Origin of the sequence: Halorhodospira sp. M38 (assembly GCF_022227985.1) — a bacterium.
Taxonomy (GTDB): domain Bacteria; phylum Pseudomonadota; class Gammaproteobacteria; order Nitrococcales; family Halorhodospiraceae; genus Halorhodospira; species Halorhodospira halophila_A.
The window spans coordinates 1-3,915 of record NZ_JAJNQP010000052.1 but is presented as its reverse complement, the minus strand read 5'-3'; the positions used below and the strand labels follow the sequence as shown (position 1 = coordinate 3,915).

5 protein-coding genes are annotated in these 3,915 nt (G+C 72.4%); all 5 read left to right on the top strand.

Features of this window, described 5'->3' with window-relative positions; translation table 11 throughout:
• Positions 1–345: type III-B CRISPR module-associated Cmr3 family protein (locus tag LRA98_RS12595; protein ID WP_274519988.1), on the top strand; the 345-nt coding region annotated here is incomplete at its 5' end.
• Between the two features lie 16 nt (positions 346–361).
• Positions 362–1,276, top strand: coding sequence for a type III-B CRISPR module RAMP protein Cmr4 (gene cmr4 / locus LRA98_RS12590; RefSeq protein WP_238634110.1), 915 nt, complete (start codon positions 362–364; stop codon positions 1,274–1,276).
• A complete protein-coding gene (gene cmr5 / locus LRA98_RS12585; RefSeq protein ID WP_238634109.1) occupies positions 1,273–1,662 on the top strand; it encodes a type III-B CRISPR module-associated protein Cmr5 in 390 nt (129 codons plus the stop codon). The genes cmr4 and cmr5 overlap by 4 nt, the downstream gene beginning before the upstream one ends.
• Positions 1,659–2,867 (top strand): type III-B CRISPR module RAMP protein Cmr6, encoded by a 1,209-nt coding sequence (gene cmr6 / locus LRA98_RS12580; protein WP_238634108.1) that lies wholly within the window; start codon positions 1,659–1,661, stop codon positions 2,865–2,867. The genes cmr5 and cmr6 overlap by 4 nt, the downstream gene beginning before the upstream one ends.
• Positions 2,864–3,754 (top strand): CRISPR system precrRNA processing endoribonuclease RAMP protein Cas6, encoded by an 891-nt coding sequence (gene cas6 / locus LRA98_RS13195; protein WP_238634107.1) that lies wholly within the window; start codon positions 2,864–2,866, stop codon positions 3,752–3,754. The genes cmr6 and cas6 overlap by 4 nt, the downstream gene beginning before the upstream one ends.
• The last annotated feature ends 161 nt before the right edge of the window (positions 3,755–3,915 follow it).

Below are 3,915 nucleotides of genomic sequence, written 5' to 3'. Positions count from 1 at the left end.
CTGCGGGTCGTGCTCACCACGCCGGGGCTCTTCCCCGGCGGCTGGAAGCTGCCCGGCCTCGACGCCGACGGCCTCTGGCACTACCCCGGCGGCCGGGCGCGGCTCGTGGCCGCGGCCGTGCCGCGCGGGCAGGTCGTCAGCGGCTGGGATCTGGCGCAGCAGCGCCCCAAGCCGGCCCAGCGCGCCGCCCCAGCCGGTGCCGTCTACTGGCTCGAGGGCCTCGAAGGCGGGCTCGATCCGCTTCGCAAGCTTGCCGAATCCGGACTCTGGGGGCTGACCCCGGAGAATGAGGATCCGGCCCGGCGAGCTGAGGGCTTCAACCGCTTCGCCATTGCCAACGCCTGAAGGGATATCGCCGATCATGTTCGAGAAGAACGCCGCCCTGTTCCTCTACAGCGTCAGCCCCGTGCACATGGGCGCCGGCACCGCGACCGGCGTCATCGACAACCCCATCCAGCGCGAGGTCCACACCCAGCACCCGAGCTTCGCCGGCTCCGGGCTCAAGGGGGCCGTGCGCCACGGCTTCGAGGCGCTCGGCGGCAACCCCGCCCAGGCCGACCAGCTCTTCGGCCCGCGTGAGGGGGAGCTGCACGCCGGCGCCGTGAGCTTCGGCGACGCGCAGCTCGTCGCCCTGCCGGTGCGCACTCGCCGGGAGGGCTACGCCTACGCCACCTCGCCGCTCGCCCTCGCCCGGCTTCAGCGGCTGCTCCACCAGGTCGGGATACGGCCCGAGTGGACCGTGCCCACGCTGCCCGAGGGCGAGTCGGCGCGGGCCCCGGCCGCCGTCACCCCCGGGGGGCTCGAGGCCCTCACCGCCGACGGCGGGCGGCTCCACCTGGAGGTCTTCGAGCTCGCCGCGCAGGCTGATCCCGGTGTCGGCGCCATCGGGCAGTGGCTCGCCGAGTACGCCCTCACCAAGGACCACGGCGATTACTTCCGGGCCAAGCTCGCCCGGGATCTCGTGGTCCTGCCGGATACCGAGCTCGACTACTTCAGCCGCAACGCCATGGTGGTCGAGCCCCACGTGCGCATCGACCCAAAGACGGGCACCGCCGATGGTGGGGGGCTGTTCTACACGGAGAACCTCCCGCCGGAGAGCCTGCTCGCCGCGCCGGTGATGGCCAGCAGTGATCGCAGCGGCAAGCGGGAGCTGGACAGCGACGCCGTCCTCGGGCAGCTCCGCACCGCCCTCGATGGCAACACCCTGCAGGTCGGCGGCGACGCCACCACCGGGCGGGGACTCGTCACGGCCCGACTCGTGGAGGAGGTATCATGACGACGCCCATGACCCTCGAGCAGCAGCGTGCCGCCGACGCCTGGCAGGCCGCGGCGGGCTGTACGGACGCCTACGCCAAGCTCGCCAAGGGTGTGCCGGCGCTGATCATGAACAGCGGCCTGATGCAGACCCTCGCCTTCCTTGAAGACAAGGACGAGGAGCACCATCGCGCCCTGGCGCGGCAACTGCGGCGCTGGCTCGCCGGGCAATTCCCTGAGCTGCTCAACGCCCGCAACGACGGCGCGGACCCGGGCTACGAGGCGGTCATGGAGGCGCTGCTCCACGCCGAGCCGCGCACCTTCCAGGCGGTGACCGCCGAGGCCCTCGCCTGGCTGCGCTGGGTTCGCCAGATCGCCCCCACCCGTGTCGAGGAGCGTCCGTCATGAGCCAGGCCGCCGTTCCCGCGTATCTCGGCAACGACTTCCGGGAGGCCGCTCCCGGCCACCGGTTTGCGCTCTACCTCGCCGTCTGGGACACGAACTGGCACAAGCGCCAGGGCGCAGCGCCCGAGGAGCTGCTGCCGCTGACCGAGGACGACCGCAAGCGCCTCAGCGCCCTTATCGAGCGCCAGCGGCACTTGCTCGAGGCCGCAGAGCGCGCGCAGCCGGGGAGCACCCTGAGCCTGCCGGCGACGAGCATCAGCCCCTTCACCACGGGGCTCGGCATGGCGCATCCGCTGGAGAACGGCTTCGCCTTCCTCACCCCCCACGGGCTGCCCTACCTGGCGGGCAGCGGCATCAAGGGCGTCCTGCGCCAGGCTGCGCGGGAGCTCGCCGAGGGGGGCGAGTTCGAGGATGCCGGGCGCGACTGGGACTGGGCGGAGATCGAGGCGCTGCTCGGCAGCCCCGGCACGGCGGAAGGCGGCGAGACCGAGCGGCGCCGGGGCGCCCTGCACTTCTGGGACGTCTTCCCCGCGCCGGGGCGGGGGCGGGACCTCGCCTGGGAGGTGATGACGCCCCACCAGGGCAGCTACTACCAGGACGAAACGGGCCGGACCGAGCCGCACGATAACGGCGCACCCGTGCCGATCAACTTCCTCACGGTGCCGGCGGGCAGCGCCTTTCGCTTCCACGTCCAGTGCGATCAGGCCCTGCTGCGGCAGACGGGGCCCGCGCTGCTGGAGTCGGTAGACGACGACGGCCAGGCGCGCTGGCAGCGGCTGCTCGAGGCGCTCTTCAGCCACGCCTTCGAGTGGCTCGGCTTCGGCGCCAAGACGGCGGTAGGCTACGGCGCCCTGGCCGTCGACGAGCAGGCCCGGCGCCAGGAGGCCGAGGCGCGCGAGCAGATCCGCGCCGAGCAGGCGCGCCAGGAGCAGCTCGCGAGCCTGCCGCCCGGGCAGCGCCGCGCCGAGGAGCTGCTCAAGCAGCGCCAGGACCCGGACTATCCGGCGCACCGCTTCCTGCTCGAACAGCTCGAGGCCGGGGCCGTGGCCGCCGAGGAGCAGGCAGCGCTTGCGCAAGCAGCCTTCGAGCACCTCGCGCAACACCGTGAAAAGGTCCGCAAGACGAATAAAGCCAAGCAGAAACTTCCGAAGATTGCCGAGGAGGAGAGGCGGCTCCAGCGCTACATCGATGAAGGAGGAACGGGGTGATCCGGCTCCATCCGCTGCAGCTGACCTTCGAGGCGCAGGACGCCCTGGTGCTGCCGGCGCAGCCGGGGGCCCTGTGGCGCAGCGCCATCGGGGCGCGGCTGCGCGCCGACGCCTGCATCACCGGCGCCTCGCAGTGCCGCGGATGCCGGGTCGCCGAGCGGTGCGCCTACGCGCAGCTCTTCGAGCCGCCGCGCCGCCGGGCTGGCCTCGCCCCACGCTTTCGCGATCCGCCCCGTCCCTGGGTGCTTGCCCCTGGGCCCGGCGGGCGGCGCGTCGCCGCCGGCGAGCACCTCGAGCTCGGCCTTACCCTTATGGTCGATGGGCTGGCGTACTGGCCCTCCCTCTACCGGGCCTTGCAGCGGCTCCGGCTCGGCCCCGCCCCGCTGAGGCTGGTCCGCGTGATCAGCCGGCCCCCTCACGGTGAGCCGGCCCCGGCGCCGACCAAGCCGCTGCCGGGCTACCGGCCCGAGCCGCCTGCCCCGCCGCCGGGGGATTCGGTCCAGGTCATCCTCGAGAGCCCCTTGCGGCTGCAGCACAACGGCCAGCCCCTCACCGCCGAGGCGCTTGCACCGGAGCCACTGCTCGCCGCGCTGCTGCGCCGGATCACCAGCCTCGACGAGACGGCGCCCGAGGCCGATCACGGCGCCCTGACCCGCCATGCGCAGAGCGCGATCGCCCTGCGCGAGCCCGTGCTGCACTGGCACGACGCCGATCGGTCCTCGAGCCGCCAGGGCCGGTGCGTCCCGCTCGGCGGGTTGCTCGGGCACTTCCGCCTCGAGGGGGCACTAGCCCCGATCTGGCCGTGGCTCTGGACGGGGCAGTGGGTCCATGCCGGCAAGAGCGCCGTCATGGGGCTTGGGCGGTTCCGGCTAGGCAGCGAGGGGTAGCCAGGGCTGGGCCCGGGCCGCTAAACTGAATCCAGTGAGCCGGCTCTTTTAAAAATGAGAATAAATTGCGGATGAGAGTCGTTCATAAGTCCGTGGGCCCCGCGTTTTGGCATAACCCCCTTTGTAAGTTGCTGACTGGGAAGGGGATATAGAGCTGAGGA